The sequence below is a fragment of the Flavobacterium davisii genome, from assembly GCF_019565505.1.
GTDB lineage: Bacteria > Bacteroidota > Bacteroidia > Flavobacteriales > Flavobacteriaceae > Flavobacterium > Flavobacterium davisii.
Window position 1 is genome coordinate 2,256,133 of record NZ_CP067378.1, and the last position, 25,680, is coordinate 2,281,812.

General features: G+C 30.1%; 15 protein-coding genes and 4 pseudogenes. 8 read left to right on the top strand and 11 right to left on the bottom strand.

The annotated features are described in order from the left end of the window. Positions 1 to 2: 2 nt before the first annotated feature. The 6 genes and pseudogenes from JJC05_RS10810 to map form a co-directional block, all read right to left on the bottom strand. On the bottom strand, positions 3 to 1,250 hold the full coding sequence (locus tag JJC05_RS10810) for a type IX secretion system plug protein (RefSeq protein ID WP_105195453.1): 1,248 nt from the start codon (positions 1,248 to 1,250) through the stop codon (positions 3 to 5). Between the two features lie 80 nt (positions 1,251 to 1,330). Next, complete coding sequence (locus JJC05_RS10815; RefSeq protein WP_374226360.1) at positions 1,331 to 1,921, bottom strand: DEAD/DEAH box helicase; 591 nt, start codon at positions 1,919 to 1,921, stop codon at positions 1,331 to 1,333. Then, positions 1,922 to 3,051, bottom strand: a pseudogene (locus JJC05_RS10820) (DEAD/DEAH box helicase); the annotation flags it as partial. A gap of 219 nt (positions 3,052 to 3,270) precedes the next feature. Continuing rightward, the gene (locus tag JJC05_RS10825; protein WP_235877376.1) at positions 3,271 to 4,209 is read right to left on the bottom strand and encodes a hypothetical protein; all 939 of its coding nucleotides are present in this window, start codon (positions 4,207 to 4,209) and stop codon (positions 3,271 to 3,273) included. A 100-nt stretch (positions 4,210 to 4,309) separates the two neighbouring features. Then, positions 4,310 to 5,080 carry a class I SAM-dependent methyltransferase gene (locus JJC05_RS10830; RefSeq protein ID WP_088393391.1) on the bottom strand — a complete coding sequence of 257 codons (771 nt, stop codon included), beginning with the start codon at positions 5,078 to 5,080 and terminating at the stop codon, positions 4,310 to 4,312. A 297-nt stretch (positions 5,081 to 5,377) separates the two neighbouring features. Beyond that, positions 5,378 to 6,201, bottom strand: a pseudogene (gene map, locus JJC05_RS10835) (type I methionyl aminopeptidase). Positions 6,202 to 6,322: 121 nt separating this feature from the next. On the opposite strand from map, the gene JJC05_RS10840 reads away from it, so the two are divergent. The 6 genes and pseudogenes from JJC05_RS10840 to JJC05_RS10860 all read left to right on the top strand — a co-directional run bounded on the left by JJC05_RS10840 (position 6,323) and on the right by JJC05_RS10860 (position 15,682). Continuing rightward, the gene (locus JJC05_RS10840; protein WP_105195456.1) at positions 6,323 to 7,597 is read left to right on the top strand and encodes an acetyl-CoA hydrolase/transferase family protein; all 1,275 of its coding nucleotides are present in this window, start codon (positions 6,323 to 6,325) and stop codon (positions 7,595 to 7,597) included. Between the two features lie 124 nt (positions 7,598 to 7,721). Next, positions 7,722 to 8,054, top strand: coding sequence for a DUF6660 family protein (locus JJC05_RS10845; protein ID WP_088391455.1), 333 nt, complete (start codon positions 7,722 to 7,724; stop codon positions 8,052 to 8,054). Between the two features lie 101 nt (positions 8,055 to 8,155). Continuing rightward, positions 8,156 to 11,614, top strand: a pseudogene (locus tag JJC05_RS10850) (efflux RND transporter permease subunit). Beyond that, positions 11,611 to 12,468, top strand: a complete 858-nt coding sequence (locus tag JJC05_RS18895) for a TolC family protein (protein WP_374226295.1) — start codon at positions 11,611 to 11,613, stop codon at positions 12,466 to 12,468. The pseudogene JJC05_RS10850 and the gene JJC05_RS18895 overlap by 4 nt, the downstream one beginning before the upstream one ends. 211 nt (positions 12,469 to 12,679) lie before the next feature. After that, positions 12,680 to 13,681: an efflux RND transporter periplasmic adaptor subunit gene (locus JJC05_RS10855; RefSeq protein ID WP_258929705.1), complete on the top strand. Its 1,002-nt coding sequence runs from the start codon at positions 12,680 to 12,682 to the stop codon at positions 13,679 to 13,681. Positions 13,682 to 13,691: 10 nt separating this feature from the next. After that, positions 13,692 to 15,682 (top strand): annotated as a pseudogene (locus tag JJC05_RS10860) (heavy metal translocating P-type ATPase). 135 nt (positions 15,683 to 15,817) lie between these two features. On the opposite strand, the gene JJC05_RS10865 reads toward JJC05_RS10860, so the two are convergent. The 4 genes from JJC05_RS10865 to JJC05_RS10880 are packed head-to-tail and all read right to left on the bottom strand — an operon-like array spanning position 15,818 to position 20,869. After that, the gene (locus JJC05_RS10865) at positions 15,818 to 17,152 is read right to left on the bottom strand and encodes a TolC family protein (protein ID WP_235877377.1); all 1,335 of its coding nucleotides are present in this window, start codon (positions 17,150 to 17,152) and stop codon (positions 15,818 to 15,820) included. A 40-nt stretch (positions 17,153 to 17,192) separates the two neighbouring features. After that, positions 17,193 to 18,545, bottom strand: a complete 1,353-nt coding sequence (locus JJC05_RS10870; protein WP_105195461.1) for an HlyD family secretion protein — start codon at positions 18,543 to 18,545, stop codon at positions 17,193 to 17,195. Positions 18,546 to 18,548: 3 nt separating this feature from the next. Next, complete coding sequence (locus JJC05_RS10875; RefSeq protein WP_105195462.1) at positions 18,549 to 20,201, bottom strand: peptidase domain-containing ABC transporter; 1,653 nt, start codon at positions 20,199 to 20,201, stop codon at positions 18,549 to 18,551. Then, a complete protein-coding gene (locus tag JJC05_RS10880) occupies positions 20,198 to 20,869 on the bottom strand; it encodes a TetR/AcrR family transcriptional regulator (RefSeq protein ID WP_105195463.1) in 672 nt (223 codons plus the stop codon). Before JJC05_RS10880 ends, JJC05_RS10875 begins: the two co-directional genes overlap by 4 nt. Positions 20,870 to 21,123: 254 nt before the next feature. On the opposite strand from JJC05_RS10880, the gene JJC05_RS17340 reads away from it, so the two are divergent. After that, positions 21,124 to 21,798 carry a DUF5686 family protein gene (locus JJC05_RS17340; RefSeq protein ID WP_258928666.1) on the top strand — a complete coding sequence of 225 codons (675 nt, stop codon included), beginning with the start codon at positions 21,124 to 21,126 and terminating at the stop codon, positions 21,796 to 21,798. A 235-nt stretch (positions 21,799 to 22,033) separates the two neighbouring features. Then, complete coding sequence (locus tag JJC05_RS17345; RefSeq protein ID WP_258928669.1) at positions 22,034 to 23,266, top strand: hypothetical protein; 1,233 nt, start codon at positions 22,034 to 22,036, stop codon at positions 23,264 to 23,266. Here the strand turns inward: JJC05_RS17345 and JJC05_RS10890 are convergent. Beyond that, positions 23,249 to 25,519 (bottom strand): cation:proton antiporter, encoded by a 2,271-nt coding sequence (locus JJC05_RS10890; protein WP_088391437.1) that lies wholly within the window; start codon positions 25,517 to 25,519, stop codon positions 23,249 to 23,251. The genes JJC05_RS17345 and JJC05_RS10890 overlap by 18 nt on opposite strands. Positions 25,520 to 25,680 lie beyond the last annotated feature (161 nt).

Consider the following 25,680-nt stretch of genomic DNA (forward strand, 5'->3'; position numbering starts at 1 on the left):
ATTTAATTTGTTATATTTTGTGAGTTAGCTTCTCCTATTCCTATTATACGATCAAAACGTTCACCATTAGCTCTATAGTATACAAAAACGTGGTATTTATTTTCTGTTTGATAATAATTTCCATCAATTGCATTTTGGTAATCTATTTGATTTTTTGAATTTACTAAGGTATAGTTATAATTTATAAAGCCTTGTTTAATCATAATGGCCTTTTCATAAATTCCTTTGCTCGTATTATAATCCATTTTATTTTCATCTGTCATTTGATAATTATTAAACAAACCTGTTACATAAATAGCTTGATCTTTTGGGTAATTAGGGGCAAATAAGGAAAAATAAACCCAAGTATAATCTGTTTCTACATCATTGTTATCTCGTGCAAAAATATTTCTATTTTGAAATAGTCCATTAATATCAGGAAAAAAGGTATATCCTTTGTCTTTTCTAACCTCATTGGTGTATAATAAAGTCTTATATAATCCTGAATTAGATTCAACTTTTGCAATGTTATTGGTAGGCGTTTTTATATCTTTATTATCGTAGTAGTAATATTCGTTTCCAGCCCAAAATTGTGTTTCTGTGTTGTAACGATAAATCAGATCATTGCCAATAGTATATTGAGGTTTAATATTATATTTGGCGGTATTCCATCTGCCGTTTTGAAAAAGAGCAATTTTTATATTTTGTAGTGGATTTTGAAAAAGGATATTTTTAGATTTTACGGTAAACTCGATGTTATGTTTTTCTGTAATATCAACCAGATTTCTGGAACGTTTGATTTGAATGGGAACTTCAATGCCATTTTCATAAATTATGAATTTTCTTGAAAATACGATTTCTTTATTTTTGTTTAAAATAGTTAATATGTAATTTCCACTCTTGATTATTTGACAAAAACTATTAGGAAAACTCAACCGATAATGCGAGTATCCTTGCAGGGTATTGAACGAGTTTTGATAATCTTGAATTCGTTGGTTGTCATTTCCGTTTAAATATTCATTTCTAGTTAAGTCAGATACAGTCCAATCATAATTACAATGGGTTAATGTGAAGTAATAATCTTCTTCGGTTCCATATAGATCATCAAAACTAAATTCAAAACTTTCCCTTATTTGAAAAAAAGGAAATACAACATTAGTAGCTTGTTTGAATGCAATGTTTTTGATATTGAATGGAGCTACATTTTCTACTAATTGAGATTGTGTAACAAAACTAAAAAGCAATAGTATGAAGATGTAATTTGATTTCATGACTTAACGGTTTGATTAAAACTATTCTTACTTGCTAATTAAAAAACTAAATTACTATTTTAAACCGATTATTAACGAATTTATTGTAATAGATAGGCTAAATTTTCGGTTACTGATTCAGGAATTGTACTTTCATCAATAATACGATCTGACAACTCTTTTTTGTTTTGTTGAAGTTGTAAGATTTTTTCTTCGATGGTGTTTTGAGTGATAAAACGAATCACGTTTACTTTATTTTCTTGTCCAATTCTATGCGCTCTTGCTATGGCTTGTTTTTCTGCAAAAGGATTCCACCAAGGATCGAGTAAGATAATATAAGAAGCTTTTGTTAAATTAAGACCTACGCCGCCTGCTTTTAAGGATATGAAAAAGAATAAAGTTTCTTCATCTGTTTGAAATTGTTTTACATAGCTTTCTCTTTCTTCTGCTGGGGTATTTCCGGTTAGGGAACAAAAACGGATGTTATTTTGAAGAGACCAATCTTCGTAAATGGCCAAATGACTGACAAACGAGCTGAAAATTAAAGTTTTACTTTTTGCTTTTGCTAACGTTTCTAAATACCCTGTTACATCATAAAATTTTCCTGACGCCATTTTAAAACTAGGATCAACTAATTTAGGATGATTACTCCACTGGCGTAACTTCATTAAAACATTCAGTATGTGTAGCATAGAAGGAGCATCTTCTAATTTAAGAAGGTAGTTACGGGCTTTTGATTTTTCTTCTTCGTATTGTTTTTCTTGTTCTTCATCCATCTGACAATACATTACTTGCTCAATTAAATCGGGAAGGTCTTTTAAGACTTCTGTTTTGGTTCTTCTCAATATATAAGGATTGATTATATTTTTGAGTTCTTCTATTTTACTTTCGTCTTTGTATTTTTCAATGGGTTTTTTGAAATATTGATCAAAAAGGCAAATTCTCCTAATATAGAGGGATTAATAAATTGCATTTGTGACCATAAATCAGCTAATGAATTTTCAATAGGCGTACCACTTAACGAAATTTTATGTGTTGCTTGTATTTGGGTTAAAGTTTTAAATATTTTAGAGTTTCGATTTTTTATTTGTTGGCTTTCATCTACTATCAGATAATGAAAAGGTATTTTTTCTAATAACGAGCTGTCTCTACTTAAAACAGAAAAACTGGTAAAAACAAGATCATAATAGCTTAATTTTTTGGTCAATAGTTTTCGATCTGCTCCTACATATTTTATACATTTAAAGTGAGGTGCAAATTTTTTTGTTTCATCATACCAATTAAAGACAAGTGAAGAGGGAACGACAACTAATGCTTTTAAGGGAGGAATTTCTTGTGTTTCTGAATCAGTGAAAAGTTCTAATTCTTTGCTTTTCGGTACTTGTGTTGGTTCATTTTCTTGAACTGCAATAAGTAATGCTAAAGTTTGCAAGGTTTTTCCTAATCCCATATCGTCCGCCAGACAAGCTCCTACGCCATTTGCATAATGATTTAAAAGCCATTGTACACCTTGGCTTTGATAAGGTCGCAAAGTAGCCTTTAGCAAAATGGAGGGGGTATAAATCAAGTTTTTTTTGGAAATATTTTCTGTTTCTAAAATAACTTCTTCTAAATTTAGATTTTGAAAATGACTTTTAGGTAAACTAATTCTTCCGTCTGTTTGTTTTGTTCCAAACTTAGCTAAATTAGCATAGCGTTTCATCCACTCATTGGGAATAATAAAGTAGGTGTCATCTGGAAGTAAGAACCATTGATTTTCATTTTTAATATTAGGCACTATATCTGAAAAAGGGAAATTATAATTTCCGCAGGAAATGGTCATTTTTAAATCAAACCAATCTGTTTGCTCAGTACTTTGTAAAGAAAGTGTTGTTTTGTTGGTTTTTATTTTTTTATGATCAATTAAAAATTCATCTAAAAGAAAACCTGCTGTTTGTAAATCCTCTATATGTTGTAAAACAAATTCTATACTAGCTAATTCATTTGATGAATGAGTTATAGAAAAGTTTCCATCTCTGTTTTTTTTTAAATCCAAAATTAATTAATTTTTTTCTATGGTTAATTCTTTTTCTAGATCTCTTTTGTATTGGATAACTTTTACGGTATCATCTTCTTCAAAGGCTATAGTAGCGTGTTGTTTTTTATCCATATTGGATGAAAAAGTATATCCTTTGTAGTTAAAAAGTATTTGAATGAAAAATTGTTGACTCAAAAAATCATGGATTCCTTTTATGTTGTAGGAAATGATTTCATTAAAGGACTGTATTTGAAACCCCTCTGTTTTAATGGGTACTTTTTTTATAATATCAGGAATGAATTTTTTAAAATATTCAGTTTCCATTCGTTTTGGGATATGTACCGATTGGTTTTTTAGAAATGGTTTTAGCTTTAATCCGTCTATATCAGGAATTAAAATGACTTGTTTATCAAAAATAATCTGACAAGGGAATAGCGTTAGTATGTTTATAGGGTGTTGATTAGGATATATTGTTTTTTCGTTATCAGCTAGAGTGAGTGTATAAATGATTCCTTCTTCATTTTTAGCAAAATGCAAGTGCGCTGACATTGACTTGTTTGTATAATGTACCTGGTTTAAATAAAATTCTTTTTTTGAATTTAGGTTTATACTAAAGGGAATTTTTAAATCTTGAATGATGTTTAGAATCGCTCCTATTTTTCTGTTTAGGTATTCTTCTAAAATTTTTTTGACGGTCTTATCTTCTTTGAGTAAGTTTAGTGAAGTAACTTTTTTATTTTTTGTCAATTTTTTCAGAATATTTTCTGTTTTTAAATCTGTTATGAGAAGCTCTAATTTTTTTTCTTCTGAATTTAATTCTTTTGAAATACTTTTTAAAGTTTCTTTATTGGCTATTTTAAAAACATATAAGGGTAGTTGGTTGGTATTAACTAAATACAAAAACGGTATCCAACGTTCTTCTGTTTCATTCCATGATAAATCGAGTGCTAACGAAAAAGACATTCTTTTCTTATTTATGATGTTATTTTATGCTACTATTTAAAAAGGAGGAACCTCATCATTTTTAATAAGATTCCTCCTTTAGCTATTTTATTGTTTCTTTTTATTTAAGACAAACTGGAATAATTTCTCCTTTTGCTAAGCAATATTTTTCTATTAGTGAATTTCCTAATGTTTTAGTATAATCTATTTCTTTTACTGTAAAACCGATGCTTCTTAATTTGTCAAAATAATCTAATCCATATACACGTACATGATCGTATTGTCCAAAAATTTTTGCTCGTTCTTTTGGATCGGTTATAGTATCATCTGTAAAAGTAGTTTGACGAGAATAGTCTTGTGGAATCTGAAAAATACCCATTCCTCCCGGTTTTAGTACGCGATATAATTCTTGCATGGCTTTTGTGTCATCTGGAATATGTTCTAAAACATGATTACAAAAAATAATGTCATACGAATTATCTTGAAATGGAAGATTACATATATCTGCTTTTACATCAGCTAATGGCGAAAATAAATCGGTAGTAACGTATGTTATATTTTTCTGTTTTTTGAACCGTTTATAGAACTCTTGTTCTGGAGCAAAATGCAGTACTTTTTTTATATCCTTAGCTGTAAAAAAATCGGTTTCATTTTGAAGATACAACCATAACAAACGGTGTCTTTCTAATGAAAGTGTACTTGGCGAAAGTACATTGTTACGCTGATTTCCGTATCCATAAGGCAAAAACATGCGAAAGCTTTTTCCATCAATTGGATCTATAAATCGACTCCCTTTTAATAAAAAGGCTAGAATAGGGCGTACTATAAAACTAATTCTAATAAGAATTGGTCTTGGGATCACATTTAAAAAGAATTTAAATATTTTTTTCATTTCTTTTCACAGCATTTCATAAAAACTGCACCATTTTACAGTTTTTTATGTGTAAATTTTTTATTTCTTTTAGATTTCAAATTCACCCACATTTAAAAGAAGGTTTTTAATCTGAATAGGTTGATATTCGTTTATAACAAATATTGTATAAAAATTTTGAACATTTCAAATTTTCTAGATAACCTCTTGATTATTTCAACCAGTTGATTTTAAAAAATTTCCATTCTTTTCTTGAGAAGGCTTAATAGCTTCATTTTTATTTTAGAACTCTTCATTTACTCTGTTAATTATCCGAAATTAAATAACTAATTTATTAGTTCTAAATTCATCCTCTTCATTACTTTGTATACCTAATGCTTGATAAATATATGCAAAGGTTGAAAGAAGTTCAGGTTTTCCGTCAATTATGGCTACATCATGTTCAAAGTGAGCGGAAGGTTTACCATCAGCAGTCGTAATAGTCCACCCGTCCTTATGTTGTTTAATATTTTTCGTCCCCATGTTAATCATGGGTTCTATTGCAACCACTATACCTTCTTCCAATAATTTACCACGTCCTTTTTACCATAATTTGGCATTTCAGGTGCTTCGTGCATAGTTTGTCCTATACCATGACCGACTAGTTCACGTACTACTCCATAACCATGACTTTCACAATATTTTTGAATGGCATGCCCTACGTCTTCTGTTCTATTTCCTGCTTTTAATTCGCGAATACCAACATATAAGGATTCTTTTGTAGTTTTTAAAAGCATTTTAGTAGCTAGAGCAACTTCTCCTACTTCAAAAGTGTAAGCGTGATCTCCGTAGAAGCCATTTTTTAAGGCTCCACAATCAACTGAAATGATATCTCCTTCTTCTAGAGGTTTGTCGGTTGGTATTCCGTGTACGACTTGTGCGTTAGGACTCATACAAAGAGAGTTAGGAAAGCCATACATTCCTAAGAAAGCAGGTACTGCTCCGTGATCACGAATAAAGGTTTCTGCTAATTTATCTAAATAGAGGGTACTTACTCCTGGTTTGATTTCTGAAGCTAACATCCCTAAAGTTTTGGAAACAACTAAAGCACTTTCGCGCATTAATTCTATTTCCTCTCGTGTTTTTAATATTATTTTACTCATTTCTTAAAAGTAAGTGTGCAAAAATACAATAATACTTTTATAAACGCTCTAATTTTAAGCATGAGATTTATCATATTACAATACAGGCTAAACATTTACATTTGAAGTAAAATTTTAGGTTATGAGTCAATATGTATCCGCAGCGGAAGCTGTAAAAGTAGTTAAATCTGGTGATCGAATTTACATACAAGCAGCAGCAGCAGCACCCAGTGTATTAATAAAAGCTTTAACAGAAAGAGCTTCTGAATTAAAAAATGTGGAAATATGTCATTTACACACTGAAGGAGATGCGCCTTATGCAAATCCTTCTTTATCGGCTAGTTTTCATGTTAATTCCTTTTTTATAGGAGCTAATGTACGGCATACATTAAGGGAAGGAAATGGTTCTTATACACCCGTTTTTTTAAGTGAATTGCCTAATCTATTTCGAAAAAAAGTAGTTCTATTAGATGTTGTTTTTATTCATGTATCACCGCCTGACAGACACGGTTATTGTTCGCTAGGTACTTCTATAGAGGCTACTTTGGCTGCTATAAAAAATGCAAAAATAGTGATTGCTCAAGTTAATCCCCAAATGCCTAGAACTTTTGGAGATGGAATTTTGCATGAAACGGAGATAAACTATATGGTAGAGGTAAATCATCCTATTTTTGGTCATGAAATAGCTTCTATTTCTGCTGAGGAAGAAAAAATAGGCAGTTATGTAGCTAGTTTAATAGATAATAAAAGTACTTTACAAATGGGGATTGGTTCTATTCCTAATGCCGTATTATCAAAACTTACAAGTCATAAAGATTTAGGCCTTCATACAGAAATGTTTAGTGATGGCGTAATTGATTTAATTGAAAAAAATGTTATTACTTGTAATTATAAAGGAATATTGGAAGGCAGAGCATTAGCTACTTTTTTAATAGGATCTCAACGATTATATGATTTTGTAAATGACAATCCTTTTATTGAAATGAAAGAATCTTCATTTGTAAATGATACAGCTAGAATACGAAAAAACAAACGAATGGTTGCTATTAATTCTGCCATCGAAGTAGATTTAACAGGTCAAGTTTGTGCAGATTCTATAGGTATGAAGATGTATTCTGGAGTAGGGGGACAAATGGATTTTATTCGTGGTGCGTCATTAAGCGAAGGAGGAAAAGCTATTATTGCTTTGCCTTCTATTACTAAAAGAGGAGAAAGTAGAATTGTCCCATTCTTAAAACAAGGAGCGGGTGTTGTAACTACCCGTTCTCACGTACAATATATCATTACAGAAAACGGGATAGCTGATTTGTACGGAAAAACACTCAAACAACGTGTTGCAGAAATGGTGAAAATTGCACACCCTACACATCAAGAACGTATTGAAAAAGAATATATTACCTATCTTAAAACAATATAATGCAATCATTAAAGTAGAGTCATTAATCATGTGGCTCTACTATTCTCTGTTCTTTTTAGGTTTAGTCCTTATAAAACAAAAAATCTTCTTTGTTTCTATCTTTTTTTTTTATTATTTTGTACCGATGCGATTTTTATATATCATATTATCTGTTTACTTCCTCATATTATCAGGGCTACCGTGCTTGGATATGATAGAACATGATATAGCTATAGCTAAATCTGCTCAATCTGATTTACAAAACAAAAAGCACTCTCACAGCGATGATGATGATTTGTGTTCTCCTTTTTGTGTATGTAATTGCTGTGGTATTCAAGTATTGGTATACCAATCTATTATTTCTTATGATTTTGAAGTGTTTTCTGCTATAAATACTGAAAACAAAGAATCTCTTTACAAATCTATTTTTTACACTAATTTCTATAATAGCATTTGGCAACCCCCTAAAATAGCGTAATAAATTTTATAGTATTCATAGAGTTATAAGCTGCTAAGCTGTACTCTTTATATGATAGCAAATACATAGTTTGCTTATTTTTAATTTATTATATTATTTCAATGTTAGATAAAATCATACAATTCAGTATAAAAAATAAGTTTATTATACTGCTTTTTACCGTTGTATTATTAGCTTGGGGAAGCTACTCGGTAAAACAATTACCTCTTGATGCCTTACCAGATGTAACAAACAATCAGGTACAAATCATCACTACAGCTCCTACACTTGCGAGTCAGGAAGTAGAACAATTAATTACCTATCCACTAGAACGATCTGTAAAAACAATTCCAAAAATTGTAGAATTACGCAGTATTTCACGATTTGGATTATCGGTTGTTACTGTTGTTTTTAAAGACGATGTTGATATTTATTGGGCTCGTGAACAAATCTTTCAACGTTTAAAAGAAGCACAAGAAAATATACCAGATTATGCCGGTTCCCCTGGATTAGCCCCCATTTCAACTGGGCTTGGCGAAATTTATCAATATGATGTATATGCTAAAAAGGATATGAGAAGCAATACGATGCTACAAAATTACGAACGATTCAAGATTGGATTATTGTACCTCAACTACAAGGCGTAGAAGGGGTTGCAGAAGTTAGTACATGGGGAGGAAAATTAAAACAATATGAAATAGCAGTTAATCCGAATACACTGAATAGCTTAGGTGTCACTATTTCAGAAATTTTTCAAGCTCTTGAAAAAAACAATCAAAACACAGGAGGTGCCTATATTGAAAAAGATCAATATGCGTATTTTATTCGTGGGGTAGGTATGGCTACAGGAGTTCAAGATTTACAAAATGTAGTGGTTAAGAATCGTAATGGGGCTCCTGTTTTAATTCGTGATGTAGCAACTGTTCGGGAAGGGATTGCACTACGATACGGTGCTTCTACCAAAGATGGAAAGGGTGAAATTGTTAGCGGATTGGCCTTAATGCTAAAAGGAGAAAACTCAAGTGCTGTAGTTAATCGTGTTAAAGAAAAAAATGGAACAGATTAACAAAACACTTCCTGAAGGTGTAGTAGCCGAAGCCTTTATTGACCGAGGTAAGTTAGTAGATAATGCCGTAGGAACAATTACTAAAAATTTAGTAGAGGGCGCACTTATTGTTATTTTTGTATTAATCTTATTTTTAGGCAATTTCCGCGCAGGGCTTATTGTGGCATCTGTAATTCCTTTATCTATGTTATTTGCTGTAATTCTTATGAATTATTTTGGAATAAGTGGTAACTTAATGAGCTTAGGTGCCATTGATTTTGGGATTATTGTAGATGGTGCCGTAATTATTGTAGAGGCCACCATGCACCATTTATTTTTTATTAAACGAAAAGAACCTCTTACACAAGCAGAAATGGATGAAGAAGTTTATCAATCTGCCTCTAAAATCAGAAGTAGTGCAGCTTTTGGAGAAATGATTATTTTAATTGTGTATTTACCCATTCTTGCTTTAGTAGGAACAGAAGGAAAAATGTTTAGACCAATGGCCATGACCGTTGGGTTTGCAGTCATTGGAGCATTTACTTTATCTCTTACGTATGTACCCATGATGTCGGCTTTATTTTTATCTAAAAATACGGAACATAAAGAAAACTTGAGTGATCGAATGATGGCTTGGTTAGAAAGTAAATACATTCCCTTACTTGAAAAAGCATTAACATTTAAAAAAACAATATTAGGAATTGCTATCGGACTTTTTAGTTTAGCGTTATTAACTTTTCAAAATATGGGAGGCGAATTTATTCCGACTATTGAAGAAGGCGATTTAGCCATAAATGCAACTATCATGACAGGAAGTTCTTTGTCTCAAATGGTAGAAACTACTACAAAATATGAGCAAATACTAAAAGCCAAATTTCCTGAGATTAAAACCATTGTAACAAAAATCGGAAGTGGTGAAATTCCAACAGACCCTATGCCTATAGAAAGTGGCGATTTAATCATTGTATTAAAAGACAAAAGTGAATGGGTAACTTCTGATAATTGGGTAGATTTAGCTAATTTAATGAAAGAAGAAATGGAAGCTATTCCAGGTGCAAATATTGAAATATCTCAACCTATTCAAATGCGATTTAATGAATTAATGACGGGTAGTCGTAGTGATATAGCCATTAAAATTTTTGGTGATGATTTAGAAGTATTAGATATAAAAGCAAAAGAATTGATCTCTAAAATTAACAATATTGAAGGTATTGGCGATTTAAAAGCTGAAAAGGTTACGGGATTACCTCAAATAACTATTAAATATGATTATAACAAAATAGCTTTGTATGGTTTGAATATAACAGATATTAACAAAATCATACGTTCTTCTTTTGCGGGTGAAAGTGCGGGTAAAATTTACGAAAATAGTACACGTTTTGATATTGTAGTAAGGCTTGATAAAAACTTTAGAACAGATATAACAGATGTTAATAATTTATTTATACCTCTAAATAGTGGTCAGCAGGTACCCTTATCGCAAGTTGCATCAATTACATACGAACAAGGACCTGTACAAGTTTCACGAGAAAACGGAAAGAGAAGAATTACTGTTGGATTAAATGTTAGAGGTCGTGATATTAAAAGTGTGGTAGAAGAAATTCAATTAAAATTAAATAAGAACTTTAAACTACCTCCCGGTTACTTTATAACGTATGGCGGACAATTTGAAAATCTAGTGGAGGCTAATAAGCGATTATCCGTTGCATTACCTATTGCTCTTGCTTTAATCATGGTTTTATTGTACTTTACGTTTAATAGTATCAAGCAATCTTTACTAATTTTTACGGCTATTCCTCTTTCTGCTATAGGAGGTGTTTTTGCACTTTGGTTACGAGGAATGCCTTTTAGTATTTCTGCAGGAATTGGTTTTATTGCTTTATTTGGAATAGCTGTTTTGAACGGAATTGTACTTATTTCTTATTTTAATCAACTTAAAGCAGAAGGAATTAGCGACCCTATTAAACGTGTGTTTTTAGGTACTCGAACAAGATTACGACCTGTTTTAATGACTGCAGCAGTAGCATCATTAGGTTTTATGCCAATGGCGCTTTCTACTAGCGGAGGTGCTGAAGTACAAAAACCTTTAGCAACCGTTGTTATTGGAGGATTAATTTCAGCCACTTTATTAACCTTAATAGTTTTACCTATTTTGTATTTAATATTTGAAGAAAAAATGACACATAACAAAAAAAACAATTTTTCTTTTTTCCCTATTTTATTATTGTTTTTTAGTTCTTTCTGTTTTGGACAAAATACAAAAACTATTGCGTTATCAGCAGCTATTGAATTGGCTAAAAAAAATAACCACGAATTAAAGATTGCAGATAAAGAAATTGAAAAACAAAAGGTTTTAAAAAAAGCAGCTTTTCAACCCGATCCCTTACAAGTTCAGTATCAAGGAGGGCAATTTAATGCAAAGGAATTTGATCATAATATCACAATTCAGCAGTATTTTCCTATTGGAGGTATTACCAAAGCAAATAAACAATTACAAGATGAGTTAGCTAAATTAGCCGAAAAAGAAGAGCCATGACAGAATATGAGTTAGAAAAAGCTGTAACACTTGCTTTTTATCAATATTTGTATGGAATTGCTACTCAAAAATTAAATACTGATTTAAATGACATTTATACTAATTTCTTAAAAAATGCAGAGCTCAGACACAAAACAGGAGAAACGGGTAATATAGAAGTAATTAGTGCTAAAGCTAAAATAAAAGAAATTGAAACACAAAAAAAACAAATTATTCATGATTTGTCTATTTATCAAAAACAACTACAATTTTTTTTACAAACAGAAGAAACTATTATACCTGACATTTTAACTCCTTTAGAGTATAAATTAACGGCAACGGATAAGACCAAAGTAGAAAATTTAGTTACGGATTATTATAAACAACAAATTTCGGTAAATCAAAAGGAAACTTCTATATACAAAGCGTTAAGAATACCTAAATTGGGAATTGGATATTTTTTTCAAACAATTCAATTACAATCCCCTTTTCAAGGTTTTACAGTAGGTTTACAAATTCCACTATTTGGAAATGTAAATAACTCAAAAATTAAGGCTTCTGAAATTAATGCTGTACAATCGGAATTATTACTATACAAAAACAAATTAGTTCTTCAGTTACAAAATCAAGAATTAATGGAGTCTTATGAAAAGTATAAAAAGAATTTAGAATATTATCAAAACGAAGGTTTGCAATACGCAGAACAAATTATTATAATGGCTCAAAAAAGTTATGCAAGTGGAGACTTAAGTTACTGGTCGTATATTAATTTTTTAAATCAAGCTATCGACATTAAAAAGCAAAACGTAGAAGTAACAAATGCTTATAATCAAAGTGCTATTGCTCTACAATATCCATCCATACCTAACAACTAATTGATATTAAAATGAATCATATAAAATCACAATTAAAATTTTTCTTACTGCTTAATATTTTTGTTTTAGTTCTTTTTTCTTCTTGTAAAGAAAACAAAAAGGAAGATTCTCATGAAAAAAATCCGAAAATGAGGTAGCCTTAACGAAAGCACAATACAAAACTATTGGTATTGAAACAGGAAAAATAGAAAGCAAAAATTTAAACAGTGCCATAAAAGCAAGTGGTTACACAACTGTACCACCTCAAAACAAAGCCAATGTTTCCACACTGATAAATGGTATAGTAAAAGACATTTATGTTTTAGAAGGAACGTATGTAGAAAAAGGAAAAGTTTTAGCTACCATTCAAAACTTAGAAGTAACTAAAATTCAAGAGGATTATCAAACGGCTGTAGCTAATATTGATTATTTACAATTAGAATATAATCGTCAAAAAACCTTAAGTGATGAAGACGTAAACCCTAAAAAAACTTTTCAAGAAGTAAAATCCAAATTAACTATTGAAAAAGCCAAAGCACAAGCTGCAAAAAACAAACTACAAGCTTTAAATATAAGCTTAAAGGGGAGTACTTCATTAATTCCTATTTTAGCTCCTATTAGTGGTTATATAGGAAAAATAAATATTACAAAAGGCGCATTTACAGATACAGGATTGGCTTTATTTGAGGTAGTAAATAATAGTGAAATGCACCTAGATCTTAACGTGTACGAAAAAGATTTAGATAAAATTGCAGTAGGGCAAGAAGTAGATTTTATCCTAACAAATCAATCCAATCGAATGATCAAAGGGAAAATTTTTGGGATTAACAAATCCTTTTCTAATGAAAGTAAAACGGTAGCTGTTCATGCTAAAATAAACCCTAGTTATAGCAAAGACTTAATTACAGGGATGTATGTTACGGCTAACATTAATGTTACCAATCAAACCGTTTTAGCTTTACCTAAAGATGCTGTAGTTCGAAATGGAGAAAAATATTATATCTATATCCAAGAAGATTCTCATAAAGAAGATCCAAAAGAAGCACATGAAAATGAAAAAGAAGAAGAAAATGAAATTCATTTTAAAGCACTCGAAGTTGTTCCCGGTACAACTGATTTAGGATATACGGAAATAAAATTAATAGAGTCTATTCCTTCCAATACTAAAATTGTCACAAAAGGGGCTTTTTATTTATTATCACAATCTAAAGGAGGAGGCCAACACGAACATTAAATTTATTGAAATGAAATATCAAAATAGTCACAATACAAACGAACAAGCAGCACAACATTCCGATAAAAAAGCGGAATGTTGTACTACGAAAGAAATACATTCAGATCACGATGGTCATCATCATGATACGAACGTTAGTTCTTTTAAAATGTTTTTTCCCCCTATAATATCCTTTATCTTATTATTAGGTGCTATTTGCCTAGAAAATTATATTACTCAATCATGGTTTACAGGTTGGATAAAAATAAGTTGGTATGTAATAGCCTATTTTCCTGTTGGGTTTCCCGTTTTAAAAGAAGCTTTTATAAGCAGTAGGAAAGGTGATTTTTTTCCGAATTTTTATTAATGTCTATTGCTACTATAGGTGCATTTGCCATAAATGAATTTCCAGAAGGTGTAGCCGTTATGCTTTTTTATTCCGTTGGAGAAGTATTTCAAACTTTAGCTGTTACCAGAGCTAAAACTAATATTAAATTATTATTAGATCAGAGACCCGATGAGGTAACCATTGTTGAAAATAATATTTCAAGAATTATAAAAGCTTCTCAAGCCAAAATAGGGGATATAGTGCAATTAAAACCAGGAGAAAAATTAGGTTTAGATGGTGAGCTCCTTTCTGAAAAAGCAGCTTTTGATACAGCTGCACTAACTGGAGAAAGTAAACCTGATACAAAATCAAAAGGAGAAATAGTTTTAGCAGGTATGATAAACCTAAACAGAGTTGTACAAGTTAAAGTAACGACTGATTACAAAAATAGTAAATTGTCTAAAATACTTGAATTAGTGCAAAATGCGACTCAACAAAAGGCTCCAACCGAGTTGTTTATCAGAAAATTTGCAAAACTGTATACTCCTATTGTGGTTTTGTTAGCTGTTTTAATTTGTATTATCCCGATTTGCTTTGTTCCTAATTATGTATTGAGTGATTGGTTGTACAGAGCCCTAGTATTTTTAGTGATTTCGTGTCCATGTGCATTGGTTATAAGCATTCCTCTAGGATATTTTGGAGGCATTGGAGCTGCTTCTAAAAATGGGATATTATTTAAAGGGAGTAATTTTTTAGACAGTATTGCTAATATTCAAAATGTAGTAATGGATAAAACAGGAACTATGACTGAAGGTGTTTTTAAGGTTCAAGAAGTTTCTTTTAATTCTAATTTCAACAAAAATGAAATTTTAGAAATGGTAAACGCTCTTGAGAGTCAAAGTACACATCCTGTGGCTTCCGCTATTCAGCAATATGTTGGTAAAATAAATCCTTCTATTGTATTGCAAAATGTAGAAGAAATAGCAGGTCATGGATTAAAAGCATCTGTAAATGGAAAAGAATTATTAGTAGGTAATTTTAAATTAATGGATAAATTTAATATTTCATATAATATAAACCCTGATTATATTATTTATACCTTGATTGCAGTGGCTTATGATCAACATTTTGTAGGGTATCTTACAATAGCGGATAGTATCAAAAAAGATGCACAAATTACAATTGACAAACTCAAATTTTTAGGTGTAAAAACGACTATGTTAAGTGGCGATAAGAATACGGTGGTAAAATTTGTAGCTTCTAAATTAGGAATTACTAAATCATTTGGTGATTTATTGCCTGAGGATAAGGTAAATAAAGTAAAAGAAATTATAGATCAAAATGAAACCGTGGCTTTTGTAGGTGATGGTGTAAATGATGCACCAGTAATTGCTATAAGTAATATTGGAATTGCTATGGGAGGTCTAGGAAGCGATGCTGCTATAGAAACAGCTGATATTGTTATTCAGGATGATATGCCTAGTAAAATTCCTATGGCAATAGAAATTGGAAAACAAACTAAAAAAGTTGTTTGGCAAAATATTAGTTTAGCTTTCTTTGTAAAAAGTGTTGTCTTAATACTTGGAGCAGGTGGTTTGGCTACCATGTGGGAAGCTGTTTTTGCAGATGTTGGAGTTGCTTTATTAGCTATTTTAAATGCTATTAGGATTCAACAAATGAAATTTACAGCTTAAATTAGAAATTATAAGTTGGACTAGGTTCTTTTCAATTAAATGTACCCCGAACCCTTAACACTCTTTATTTTGGGGTTGTGTTTTTTTAATAAAACAAAGCAAAAATTGAAGTGTAGAACCTAGTTCACAACTTTTTTATAAAACATAGTTACCCCATGATTTATAAACACTAATCAATAGATTATAAAATCTATTTTCTAAGGCAATATCAGAAAGTTTAGAACTTACTAAAGCGTTTTCTCGGGTATTAATAAGAAATAAAGAACTTTCTCCTATGGTAAACAAACGCTCTTCTGCTGATAGCATTTTTTCAAAATCAGACACCAATTTTTTGTTAATTTGAAGTTGTTTTTCTAATGATATTCGCTCTTGATTTAATGCTTCTATTTTGTTTTTTATTTGTTGTTTTTCAAACTGTAAACTAAATTGTATGTCTTGTACTTTTAATTTAGCTAATTTTAAACTTCCTCTTTCTTTTCTTAGAAATAAAGGCATTGTAAGATTTACGCCTAATTTATAATCTTGAAAGCGATACTTTGTAAAATAATCTGGTTCTGAAAGATAATGGTAACTAACATCTAACTTAGGTAAAAGAGCATTGGCTTTTAAACGTTGTTCTATGATTAACATATCTATTTTAGCATTTAATGCTTTTATTTTTGGATGGTTTTCAATAGTCCAATTATTCCATTGAATTTTTGACAAAGTATTCCGTATTGTTTTTTCTAATTCAATTTCAGGATAAAGAGTATCTTCTATTTCTAATGGAATATTGTCTTCCATCCAAATATAATTCGAGACTTCTAGTTTAGCTTTTGTTAATTTTAATTTAGCCTCTTCTAGATTTAGTTGTCGGTTTCTTACTGTTATTCCTGCTTCTATACTGTCTATAGCGGGTTTATCGCCTTGTTCTATGAGTTTTTCAACTCCTTTAAAACGGATGGAAGCATTTTTTAGATAAGATTCATATAGTTGTACTTCGTTATAAATACGTTTCCAATTAAAATAACTTACGGATGCTTCATATAATATTTCTAAAGCTTGTAAATCACGTTCAGCGGTATTAAGTGTAAGGGCTATTTTGGCTTTACGAATATCAACCATTCGTTGGTTTATAAATAAACCTTGTCCAATGGGCACATTAATACCAAGAGAAGTTAAGCCTTTATTAGGTGTTGTCATTTCTGGATTTACAAAAAGACCTTCACTATTATTAAACGCTGCTTTTAGCTCTATTCCGTACCAAGTTGGAATTTTAAAACTGCTACTAAGAAGGGCATAATAATTTTTGTTTTTAAAATTCTTTTGATCAAAATCAACTTCTATTTTTGGATCAAAAGCACCACGTGCTTGCATTAATAAGGCTTCTGATTCGGATATGTTTAAATTGGCTTGTTTAACTAATGGATGGTATTTTTTTACATAACCTAAAAACTCCGTATAGGTGAGTTCTTTGTTTTGTGCATTCATTAGTATCGGAATTAAAAAAGTATTAAAAATAGTTGTTTCATTATTTTTTCTTTTCTTCTTTGTTTTTCTTTTCTACTTTATAAAAATTAGGAGGGAAACCGTTTAAAGTTCTCCAAATTTCAAACCAAATAGGGACATCATTTAGCAAAGCTAATGTTTTAACTCCCGCTCCTATGCTCAATAAAGTAGGCCATTCTTTATCTTTTGGATCAGGTGCTATGAGAACCCTATATTTGCCATTATCACTAATAAAATTTTCTTTAGCTACAATAACACCTCCAAAAGTACCATAAGAGGCATTAGGCCATCCGCTAAACACAATAGTAGGCCATCCATCAAACCATACGCGAACTTTTTCTCCTTTATTTACTAAAGGAAAATCAATCGGGTCTATGTAGGTTTCTACTGCAATTTCAAAATTGGCAGGCATTATACTGACAATAGAGGTTCCTTCTTTTATTGTTTCTCCCACACCTGATTGTAAAGCTCTATTTACATAACCATCTTGTGGTGCTGTAATGTAATATAGTCCGTTTCGAATGGTATAATTTGCATATTGATTTTTTAATTTATTTACCTGTGCTTCTGTATCATACTTCGAACTCAAGGCGGTTTGTCTGTCACTACTTGCTTTAGCTGTTTTTTCAGCATATTCTGCTTGAATACGATTGAGTTCCATTTGAGCATTTAATACATCATTTTTAGCAGCAATGTATTTATTTTCTTGCGTTATTATTTTGGCTTCTACATCTTGAAGTTTTATTCTTTTTTCTTCTACATCTGTTAAAGGTTTTAATCCTTCTTTATTTAAGTTTACTGAACGGTTAAACTGGGTACGAGCGATTTTTAGTTGGGTTTTTACAGCTTCTAGGTCTATACTGTCACTTTTAACTTTTAAGTACGATTGTTTTAGTTTATTTTGGGCTTGTTTGTATTTTAATTTTTTTTCTGCTTCTATGGCATTCATCTGTCCATCTAGAGCCTTTACTTTTTGGCTATAAGATACCGCGGCATTTTCTTTAGCTTTAACCTGATTGCCCGTATTTTGAACTAAATTAGGATCAAAATAATCTTCTTTAATTTCTGAAATATAGACAATTGTATCGCCTTTTTTAACAAAATCGCCTTCTTGTACGAACCATTTTTCTATACGTCCTGCAATAGTTGTTTGAATTTCTTGTGGCCGTTGATTGGGCTTAAGGGTTGTTACGTAGCCTCCTCCTTTTATATTTTGTGTCCAAGGAAGAAAAAGGAATAGGATTAATAAAAATCCGGTTCCTATAAAAATTCGTTTTATGATTTTGTATTGTTCGTTTTGAGCAAATACTTTGGTTGATTTATATTTGTTTAAATCAACTGATTTTTCTATTCTATTGTGTGTTATATTAAGCATAATTTAGACTAAATGACCGTTATCTATAGTAAATGTTTTATTGCATTTTTGTTCCCAATATAGGTCTTTACTGATTACAATTAGTGTCCAATCATGTTCATTACTAGTTAGATAATCAATTATTTCTTTAGCGGATTTATCATCTGTTTTGTCTACGGGTTCTTCAAGAAATAAAATTTTAGGTTGTTGGATAATACAGCGTGCTAAAACAATTTTTTGAGTCACTGATGAATTAATCTGCTTACCTTCTGGAAAAAGTTGTGTGTCTAATCCGTTGGGAAGATTTTTAATTACTTCTGTTAATTTTACTCTTTCTAAAACATTTGCTATTTGTTCCATAGTAATTGTAGGATTATTACCCGTAATGTTTTCAAGAATAGTTCCTTCAAATGGCGTTTCATTAAGGGTGATGACCCCTATGATAGCTCTAAACTCTTCTAATGAATATTTCTTGTAATTGACGTTATTAAGATAAATGGTTCCTGAAGTAGGTTCTATTAACCGTGCTAGTAAACGGATAAGGGTTGACTTTCCTGCTCCATTATCTCCTTTAATTAAGATTCTATCTTTTGATTCTATTTTTATATTTATATGAGATAAAGCAGAAGTGTCGGATCCTTTATAGGTTAAAGCTAAATCTTTTGTTTCGATGCTTATAGGACTTTTTCTTTCCAATTTATACAGTCCTTTTTCTATTACGAGTGTTTCAACTTCTTTATCTACAACTGTTCCTAGTTTTTCTAATGAAGTAAGTACATCATAAAATAATTCTAAACCTGAGAATAATTTTTCAACGGCAGTTACAATACTTAAAATAACAATTTCAGCTGCTACGAACTGTCCTATATTCATTTGTTGATTTAGGACTAAAAGACCTCCAATTATTAATAAACCAGCTGTTAATAAAATTTTAAATGCTACTAATTGGATAAATTGTTTACGGAGTATTTTAAAATGACTTTCCCTTTGTTCTAGATATTCATTTACCAATTTATCATTTTTTTCTAAAGAGAATAAAAATAAATTTTGATTTTTAAAACTAATATGATTACGAGCTATTTCTTGTAACCAATGCGCTACTTTATATTTGTATTTAGATTCTTTTAAACTGGTTGCTAATCCCGCTTTGAAATTCATTTGATAAATTAAATACAACAAAACGGTTAATAGGATTCCGAAAAAAATAAAAAAAGAATGATATAAGGATAACAAAACAATGCCAAATAAAATTTGTAATAATGCCGTTGAAATATCTAATAATAATTTTGAAACGCCTTTTTGAATACTTAAGGTATCAAAGAAACGATTGGCTAATTCAGGAGGATATTCATCACGAAATTCGCTTGTTTTTATTCTTGGAAATCGGTAAGCAAATTCAAAAGAAGCACGAACAAATATTTTTTGTTGTAAATTTTCGGTTATTCGAAATTGCATTATTTTCATAGTACCTCCTAAAGCAACTCCTACTATAACTATAAAAACTAAAACAATCCAAGAAGTACTTACTTGTCCTGCTTGTATAAAGTTAATAATAGATTGTATACCTAAGGGCAATGAAAGACTTATTATTCCTGCAAAAATAGCGTATAAAAAAATTTGAGAAATATCCCTTTTATCTAAAGAAATAAGTTTTTTAAATCGTTCAAATGGCGTCATAATATAGTTTTTTTTGCTAAATCAATAAAAAAATCAGAGACTTCGTCTTTTTCATTAAAGTTAGTAATAGTTTTAAAATGTTGCTTTATAAATTGTTGATGTAATGCTCCTTCTACTATAGTAGAAGATAAACTTTTTGCGTATTTATAAGATGGATTTATTTCATTAATAATAGCAACAATCCTATTGATTACTCTCTTATACACTAAAAAATAACCTGATCTATTTTCTTCATCCACTTCTTTTGTTAAAAAGGTTTTAGTAAACTCAGAAACTATAATTCTATTTAAGATAGCTTCATTTATGTGCGGTGTATTAGTGTCATCCTTTGTATCTTGAGAAACTATTTGAATTGCTTTTTCTAACTTTTCTATTGCATCTACAATATTGGCTGTACTAAAAACAATATGATATTCCATCCAACTCCAATACCAAGAAGATAAATATAACATTAACTTATGTTTGTTTTCGAAATAACGATAAATAGAGCTCTCATTAGATTGAATACGTTCACCCAGCTTTTTAAATGTAAATAGTTCAAAACCTATCTCATCAATAAGAAGAATACTATGTTTGATAATTTTTCTTCCTAATTCTGAAGTCTCAGGATCCTTAACGTATAATTTGTTGTTAACCGCTATTTTTAAATTAGAAAAAATATCTTTCATATTTCATGTTTATAACAAATATAGAAATAAAATTAATAGCATTACTATTAAAAATAAAAGTTTAACTTTTATTTTGGTGTTTTCTTGTAGCAATACAATGAATCTTGTTAATACCTTTTTATAAAATTAAATACCTTTTTTGTAATTTTGAGTAAAAAGCCCCAATGTTTAAATACAACTACTTGATAATTTGTATTTTTTTATTTCCTATCTATTTATATAGTCAGGAAACGGCTGATTTTTATATCAAAAAAGTGTTACTTTATAAAGAGATAAACCAAGCATCTAATTACAAATTAACAAGTTATAACAACCTAATCATTACAGCTAATCCTAAAAGTTCTTATGGTTATATAGATACTCTTTATAAATTTAAAAGAGGGAATAAAATCATTAAAGAAATTGATTCATCAGATTACCGATTCAAAAAAATAATTTCCAAGCAACATTTGTATCAAGCCGAAAAAATTTCAGTAATCACAAAAAAAGATCACAACATAAAGGAAGAAATAATTGCGACGCGCATGGCTGGTTTTAAAGAACCAATAGCTGAATATTTTACACTACAATTACAGCCCTTTAATTTACATCATTCCAAATTAGAAATTGCCGAAAAAGAGTATATAAATCCTATTTCAGAAAAGGGTTTAAAAAAATATGTTTATACTATCACTCGTTATACCTCCGAACAAAATCGCAAACTGATTGAAATAACATTTAGTCCAAAAAAACAAAACGATTTAAACTTAATACAGGGTAAACTTTATATAGATTCTGAAAATTTTAATATTGCTAAAGCGGACTATTATACATTAGGAAAAATTGAATGTCATTCTATTCATCATTATACCTACAACAAAATAGCAAAGAATTGGTTTCCTTTGCATACTCAATTAATTTTAAAAAAGGAAACAGTAAGCATCCTGTAAAAATTCTGGGTGAGTATATTACTTTTGAAAACTCAGAAAAAAATACAATCCCACAAGAAAAAAATACGCGACCGATTTTATCGAAATAATCGTTACGACTCAATATTCAGAATTAACTTTAGGGGATTTTCTAATTGATAAAAAATATTTTCCTATAGCATTATCAGATAACGCCAGCAAACGAAAAGAAGCTATTTGGTTTGAATCATTTAAAGACTCTATTGATAAACGAAGTTTGCCTACCTATCTTTCTTTAGATAGCTTAATAGAAACTCGAAAATATGAGCATAAACTCAAAATTGGGCGTAAAATTATTAAAGGATACTATCCTATAGGTTTCTTTGATCTGGATTTACGATATCTTTTTAAATATAATAATCACGAAGGAATACGTTTAGGAGCAGGAGGCATTACCAACGATCATTTTTCTAAATTTCTTAAAACAGAGGCTTATTTTGGCTACGGAACTAAAGATTATGATTTTAAGAAAGGGGCTTCAGTAGCTTTCTTACTAGGTCGTACTTCTGAATCATGGATTGGTTTGGGTTACCAAGATGATGTAGCAGAAATAGCTAATGAGTATCTTGAAATAGACAAAAAAATATTTAAAATTTACGATTCACGTCCTTTTAACCTAACTACCTTTTACAATCATCGTACTTTTAGAGCTTTTATAGAAAATAAAATAATTCCTAAAACAGAATCTATTCTTCAAATAACAAAAAGTAATATTATCCCTTTATTTAAGTATCATTACGAGCTAGATGGTAAGGCTTATAAAGAATTTTATTTGGATGCGTTTACCTTTTCCTTGCAATGGAATCCTTTTAGTCAATACATGCAAACTCCTAGTGGTAGAATTGAGTATAAAAAGGAATATCCTACGTTTACCTTTCAATTTTCCAAAACACTCCCTAATTCAATGAATGAATTATTTCGATATACGCGATATGATTTTCGATTTGAATATCAAAAGAGAGTGTTCAATAATCATAAAATTGATTTTCAATTAGAAATGGGTTATATAAACGGTAGAGTTCCTATCACGCATTTATATAATCATTCTCCTAACAATTTGCAAAAAGAAAAAATAATAGAGCGAATTAATTTTGCCGGTAGCGATAGTTTTGAAACAATGTTTTTTAACGAATTTTTTTCAAATAAACAGTTTTATAGTCATATTCAATATGAGTTTCCAAAATGGGAAATCAGCAGGCAAATAAAACCTGTTTTTAATACTGTTTTAAGATATGGAATAGGAAATCTTAATTCAAAGAATAATCATAAAGAAATTGTATTCAAAACACTCGAAAAAGGGTATTGGGAATCAGGTATAGAAATAACCCAAATCTATAATGGTTTAGGAATATCCAGCTTTTACAGATTTGGGCCTAATCAGTTACCTACTTTTAAAGATAATTTAGCTATAAAACTAAGTTTGCTAATTGATTTAGGGTTTGATAATTAATACCGATGGTAAATTGCTTAACCATAAATTGTTAGATGCAACTAATTTTTTCCAACTTTCAAGACTGATTAACATCAAATCTTGTTTCACTAAAAAGGCTTTTTGAACTTGATCCTCTTTAACTATTGAAATATTATCTGGAAATTCTCTGTCTAATGACTCAATTGCGTTTTTTATTAAATAATTATTTTCTAGTTGATATTTTACATCTACTACATTTACCTTAGAGTTATTATTATAAACAAACTTTTGGATATAGTCTACCAAAAAAGCATCTTCTGAACAAAAGAAAGGAACAAAAATTTTATCTAAAGATTGTAATTCATTATCAGCTAATATTCCCAGAGGTGTTTTATTCTTAGAAATTATTTGTTCTGTCCTTTCATCAAATATAGAATTAGCAAACAAACCTTCTTTACCGGTTAACTTGTCTAATAAACGATCTGGATTGATTAATCGAGTGGTAAAGCCTATTACTTTTCCTAAAAGAGAACCTTCAAAAATCGATTTTCCTAGACCAACTAGCAATAAATCATAATCTCCTTTTCCTGCTACTTCAGCAATATCCGTTTCTATATCCACAGTTGCCTTAAAAATAGTAGATATTTCTTGGCTTAAATTTTTAGATTCTTCTAAAATAGGAACAAACGATTCTTTTTCATATTCTTCCGTATTATATCCGTGCATTTCATCACTTACAGAAAGGTGCATAGCAGTAATAACAGAACTTTCCTTTTGTTTTTTAGTTAAAGCATTTGCTACTTTTAATAATGATTTTCCTTTTTCATGATTTCCAAAAGAAATTAATATTTTGAATTTATATCCTCCTTCTATTATTTCCGGAAGAATTTTATCTTTTGTTCTAAAAATAAAATTAATTAAATCTAAAGCAGGTCCTGTCATGAAGGTGGTTACTAAAGCCATAATAACCATCATCGTAAAAATTTCGGAAGTAAGTACTCCTAAATCATATCCTATATTTAGTACGACTAATTCCATTAGACCGCGCGTATTCATAAGAGCACCTATTACCAAACTATCTTTCCATGTTTGTCCGACAAATTTAGAAGTTAGGGCACCTCCAATAAATTTACCGGTTACAGCAACCAAAATAATAAAACCCGTTATTTTCCATAAATAGGGTTCATTAATAAGACCTATTTGTGTTCTTAATCCTGTAAATACAAAAAATAAAGGAAGTAATAATATTAAAGATACATCTTCAACCTTATCAATAAAAATATGCCTAAACTTAGCAATATCTGGCATAATAGCACCTGTCATAAAAGCGCCAAATAAAGCATGAATTCCTATTATTTCAGTACAATATGAAGAGATAATTAAGGTTAAAAAGAAAATGGCTACTACAGGTTTACTCAAACTTTCGCTTTTTGAATATAAATCTCCCACTCGCTTTAAAAATGGTTTAACTAGAAATAACATAATCAAAACATAAACAGCAGCTAATGCAATTATGTACAATGAACTAGCAAAAGTACCCGCTTTTACGATAGCAATAACCGCAGCTAATAAACACCAAGCTGTTATATCATCAGCTGCTGCACAAGTAATTACAATTGTACCTAATTTTGTCTTATGCAAGCCTCTTTCTTGTACTATACGTGCCAAAACAGGAAATGCCGTAATACTCATAGCAATACCTAAAAACAAAGCAAAAGACAAAAACTCTACTCCTTGTGGTGCAAATTTGTGATAAACGAAATAGGCTAATACCATTCCTAATGCAAAAGGAATAATGATACTGGCATGACTTATTACTACAGCATCATTAGCTTTGTTTTTTAAAACCTTCAAGTCTAATTCCATCCCTATCACAAACATAAAAAGGATTAAACCTATTTGACTTAAAAATTGTAGGTTTCCTAAAGATTCCGCAGGAAAAATTAGGGCTGTAAATTCTGGAAAATACATTCCTACGACAGAAGGACCTAAAAATATCCCTGCAATAATTTCACCTATTACAGATGGTTGGCCTATTTTTCTAAAAATCCAACCAAAAAAACGAGCTACGATAACTATTGTTATAATTTGTGCCAATAAAATAGCTAAAGGATGTTTTACATTATGAATAAGTGATTCTAAAAATTGCCCCCATAGTGTATGACCCGAATTAGGAGCTATAACTTTCCGTCCTATTTCCAAATTTTTCCCTTGTTGTACAATCCAATACATCAAAGCAGTAAACACTCCCGTAACGGTAAAATAAAAAATAGCGTTTTTAAGTTTTTTCATTTTTTATAAATACATAATCCTTACAAATATGCTAAAATATGTATTCAAATAAAATAATAATTATAATATTTAATTAAAAAATAATGCTACAAAATTTGATCCATAAAAGTTAGACAAATTGACTAAAAAAATAGAATTGGTTTTTCTAAATTTGTAATCGC